The organism is Promicromonospora kroppenstedtii DSM 19349, assembly GCF_000515355.1.
GTDB classification, from domain to species: Bacteria; Actinomycetota; Actinomycetes; order Actinomycetales; family Cellulomonadaceae; genus Promicromonospora; species Promicromonospora kroppenstedtii.
Genome location: NZ_KI911760.1, coordinates 1,866 through 6,046 on the forward strand (window position 1 = coordinate 1,866; position 4,181 = coordinate 6,046).

General features: G+C 72.9%; 3 protein-coding genes. 2 read left to right on the forward strand and 1 reads right to left on the reverse strand.

The features are described 5' to 3' along the window. On the forward strand, window positions 1-1,463 hold a 1,463-nt coding region (locus PROKR_RS27260), incomplete at its 5' end, for a phospho-sugar mutase (protein WP_036970172.1). 73 nt (window positions 1,464-1,536) lie between these two features. Here the strand turns inward: PROKR_RS27260 and PROKR_RS27265 are convergent. Next, a complete protein-coding gene (locus PROKR_RS27265; RefSeq protein WP_245605990.1) occupies window positions 1,537-2,607 on the reverse strand; it encodes an LCP family protein in 1,071 nt (356 codons plus the stop codon). A 122-nt stretch (window positions 2,608-2,729) separates the two neighbouring features. Here PROKR_RS27265 and PROKR_RS27270 point away from each other — a divergent pair, with 122 nt between their 5' ends. Then, on the forward strand, window positions 2,730-4,040 hold the full coding sequence (locus tag PROKR_RS27270) for a glycosyltransferase family 4 protein (protein ID WP_084800711.1): 1,311 nt from the start codon (window positions 2,730-2,732) through the stop codon (window positions 4,038-4,040). The last annotated feature ends 141 nt before the right edge of the window (window positions 4,041-4,181 follow it).

Here is a 4,181-nt window from a genome sequence, read left to right on the forward strand (position 1 = left end):
AGCCGCGCGTCGTGATCGGTTACGACGCCCGCTACCGCTCCGCCGACTTCGCGCGGGACACCGCGGGGGTGCTGGTCGCGGCCGGGGCCGAGGTGCTGCTCATGCCGGCGGCCGGCCCCACCCCGGTGCTCGCCTTCGCGGTGCGCCACCTGGCCGCCGACGCCGGCGTCATGGTCACCGCGAGCCACAACCCGGCGTCGGACAACGGCTACAAGGTCTACCTAGGCGGTCGCGTCGTCGGCGGGCCCGGCCGCGGCGCGCAGATCGTCCCGCCGTACGACGCGAGGATCGCGGGCGAGATCGCGCGCGTGGGGCCCGCCAAGGACGTTCCGCGCGCCGAGTCCGGCTGGACCGTCCTGGGCCCTGAGGTCGCCGACGAGTACTACCGGTCCGTGGCCTCGCTGCACGACGGCGAGCCGCGGGGCAAGCTGCGCATCGTCACCACCTCGCTGCACGGGGTGGGCGGTGACGCGATCGCCCGCGTGCTGGCGGAGGCCGGTTTCACCGACGTCGTGCCGGTGGAGGAGCAGGTGGAGCCCGACCCGGACTTCCCCACCGTGGCGTTCCCCAACCCGGAGGAGCCGGGCGCGATCGACATGGCACTGGCCCTGGCCCAGGACGCGCACGCGAACCTGGTCATCGCCAACGACCCGGACGCGGACCGCTGCGCCGTGGCGGTCTTCGACCCGCAGTACGGCACCTACCAGGGCGCCGAGACGGCAGGGTCGCAGGGCTGGCGCATGCTGCACGGCGACGAGGTCGGCATGCTGCTGGGCTGGGACGCGGCCCAGCGGGCCGTACGCGCCGGCACCGGCGGCACGCTGGCCTGCTCCATCGTGTCGTCACGGGCGCTGGCCGCCATCGCCGGCAAGCTCGGGCTGGAGCACGCCACGACGCTCACGGGCTTCAAGTGGATCTCCCGGACCCCGGGCCTGGTGTTCGGGTACGAGGAGGCGCTGGGCTACTGCGTCGACCCCGCGCACGTGCGGGACAAGGACGGGCTGTCGGCGGCGGTCGCCGTCGCGCAGCTGGCCAACCGGCTCGCGAACGAGGGCCGCACGCTCCTGGACCAGCTCGACGACGTCGCACGGGCCTGCGGGCTGCACGTCACGGGCCAGGTCTCGGCCCGGTTCGAGGACCTCGCGCGCATCGAGACGACGATGACGTGGCTGCGCAACGCGCCGCCGTCGGAGCTGGCGGGCTCGCCGGTGAACTCCGTGCGCGACCTCGCGGAGGGCCTGAACGGCCTGCCGCCGACCGACGGCGTGGTGCTGCTCACCGCGGACGACACCCGGGTGATCGTGCGCCCCAGCGGAACCGAGCCCAAGATCAAGTGCTACATCGAGGTGGTCGCGGCCGTGGACGCGGATGCGACCGCGGAGGAGCTCTCCAGGGCCCGTGTGGCCGCCCGGGAGCGGCTCGCCCTGGTGCAGGCGGACCTGCGCTCGATCCTGGGTCTCTGAGCCCTCCGGGCCACGAGAACGGGCCGCCGTCCCCGAGGGGACGGCGGCCCGTTCCGTCACCGCACGACGGTGGCTACTGCACGACCGCGGGCAGCAGGTCCATGTTCTCCGGGGCGTCGGCCAGGAAGCCCGGCAGGTCGTCCTTCGCCACGGCCTCCATCAGCGGGTCGAACGTGGCGCGGTCCAGCACGACGATCGACTGCCCGTCGGCGCTGCGCCCGGTGCCCGTGTAGGGCGCCGTCATGAACGTGATGTCGTTCGTGGAGATGTCCCCCGCGCTCTGGAAGAGCTCCTGCATCCGGTCGAAGGTGAAGTCCTCGTCCACGGCCACGGAGCTGGTGACGGCCTGCAGGAAGCCCGCCATCTTCAGGGGGTCGCTGCGGTTGTTGTTGGCCTTGGCCACGATGGCGCGCATCCAGGCCTGCTGCCGCTGCACGCGGCCGAAGTCGCCGTTCGCCAGGGCGTGCCGTTCGCGGGCGAAGGCGAGCGCCTCCTCGCCGTTCATCGCCTGGCGCACCGAGCCGCCGGCGCCGTCGGGCACGGTGATCTCGACGCCGTCCAGGGAGTCGGTGAGGGTGGTGAACGACTGGAAGTCGGTCACGGCGAAGTGGTCGACGCGCACACCGGTGAGCTGCTCGACCGTCTGGATCATCAGCGCGGGGCCGCCGTAGGAGAACGCGGCGTTGATCTTGGCCTCGCCGACGCCGGGGATGGGCACCCAGGAGTCACGCGGGATGGAGATGGCCGCGGCGGTCTGCCGGTCGGCCGACAGGTGCACGAGCATGATCGCGTCGGTGCGCTGGGCGCCGGCCTCCCAGGCGTTCGGGTCGCCGGCGGAGATCCGGCTGTCGGAGCCGAGCACCAGGATGTTCACGGGGGCGTCCGGGCCTTCGGCGGGCGCGGCGCTGGGGCGGGTCGACTCGTCGACGCCCTCGAAGGCGTCGATCCGCTCCAGGTTGTCGTCGAGCGAGGCTCGGTAGCCGAACCAGGCAGCGGTAGCCCCGCCGCCCACCAGCAGGAGGGCACCGACGACGATTCCGGCGACGAACCCCTTGCCCCGCCGGCCGCGACGCGCGTGACGCAGCCCCCCGTCAACGGGGTTGGGTGCGGAGAGATAGTCGTTCATTCGATCGGGTGCGGCCATGGCCGGTGATCCTAGTATCGATTCCGACTACTACCCTTAAGCCTGCACCGCAACCGGAGAATGCCCTTGCGGGTGAATTCCGATAAAGGTCGGCAGTGCGCCGAACAGAGAGGGGATCCAGCGTGGTCGCACGCGTCAGACGGCAGCAGAACCGCGCGGTTCTCCTCGTCACGCACCACTACGCGCCCGAGACCGGAGCACCGCAGAGGCGGTGGGGAGCCCTGTCCGGGCACCTTGTACCCGCGGGTTATCCGGTAACCGTACTGACCCCTCCGCCGCACTACCCCTCGGGAAAGATCACCCATTATTCACCCGATTTCTCACCCGGTGCGGTAACCACGGGAAACCATGGCGAGAAGATCATCCGGGTGAATTTTCGCGAGCATTCTCATGGGCTCGGATCGCGGGTCGTGGACCAGCTCGTCGCGGCCGTGAGCTCGGTGCTGCGCGGGGTCCGCCCGACGGCCGGCCGTCCCGCCGTGGTCATCGCCACGGTGCCCGGGATCCCCAGCGTCGTCGCGGGCTGGGCGCTCGCCCGCTGGCACCGCGCCCGGCTGATCGTCGAGATGCGCGACGCCTGGCCCGACCTCATCGAGCCCAGCGGCATCCTGCTGCGCCGGGGTCGCCGCACCGACCTGCGCCGACTGGTCCGCGACCTCGCCGCGCGCGTGGTGCACCGGACCGTGACCCGGCTGCAGGCCCGGGCCGACCTCGTGGTCACCACCACCGCGGCGTTCGCCGAGGTGCTGCGCTCGCGCGGCGTCCGGAATGTCGCGGTGGTACGTAACGGCACGGCGTTCGAGGCGGTCCGGGAGCACGCCCCCGTGGCCCTGACGGGCCGCCCGCTGCGCGCCGTGTACGCGGGCACCGTGGGCCGTTCGCAGGGTCTGGACGTCGTGGTCCGCGCCGCGGCGCTGGTCCAGGAGCGCGGGTACGCGCTCGACGTGCGGATCGTGGGCCACGGCAACGAGCTGGAGCCGCTGCGCCTGCTGGCGGAGGAGCTCGGCGCGCCCGTCCGGGTCGAACCGTCCGTGCCGTCGACCCAGGTGCGCGACCTGTACGCGTGGGCCGACACGGCGATCGTCTCGCTGCGCGACTGGGCGCCGTTCGAGTGGACCGTCCCGTCCAAGCTGTACGAGGTCATGGCCTCCGGCGTGGTCGCCTCCGCGTGCCTCGCCGGCGAGGCCGCGAGCCTGGTCTCGGCGAACGGCGCGGGCGCCGTGGTGCACCCCGGCGACGTCGAGGGCCTCGCCGACCTGTGGTGCGGCTGGCTGTCCGACGGCGTCGTGCCCGCCGCCTCGCCCGACGCCGCCACGTGGGTGGCCGAGCACGCGAGCGACGAGGTGCTGGGGCACCGGTACACCGAGCTGCTCGACGAACTGCTCCCGCACCCGCTGCGGCCCGAGCCCGTCGAACGAGGGGCCCGCTACTGATGGCACGACCGTTCCGGCGTGCGGGCGAGCTCGCACGCAACCTGCGCTACACCACGTCCTTCGTGGCCCGCACCGTGGTCGAGGACCCCCTGTGGCTCGCCGTGCAGGCGGCCCGCCGGGCGCCCGAGCGGGTGCGCCGGC

Bases quoted from the DNA above. Each gene is read 5' to 3' on its own strand.
- PROKR_RS27265 (WP_245605990.1), bottom strand. From the start codon at position 2,607: ATGGCCGCACCCGATCGAATGAACGACTATCTCTCCGCACCCAACCCC.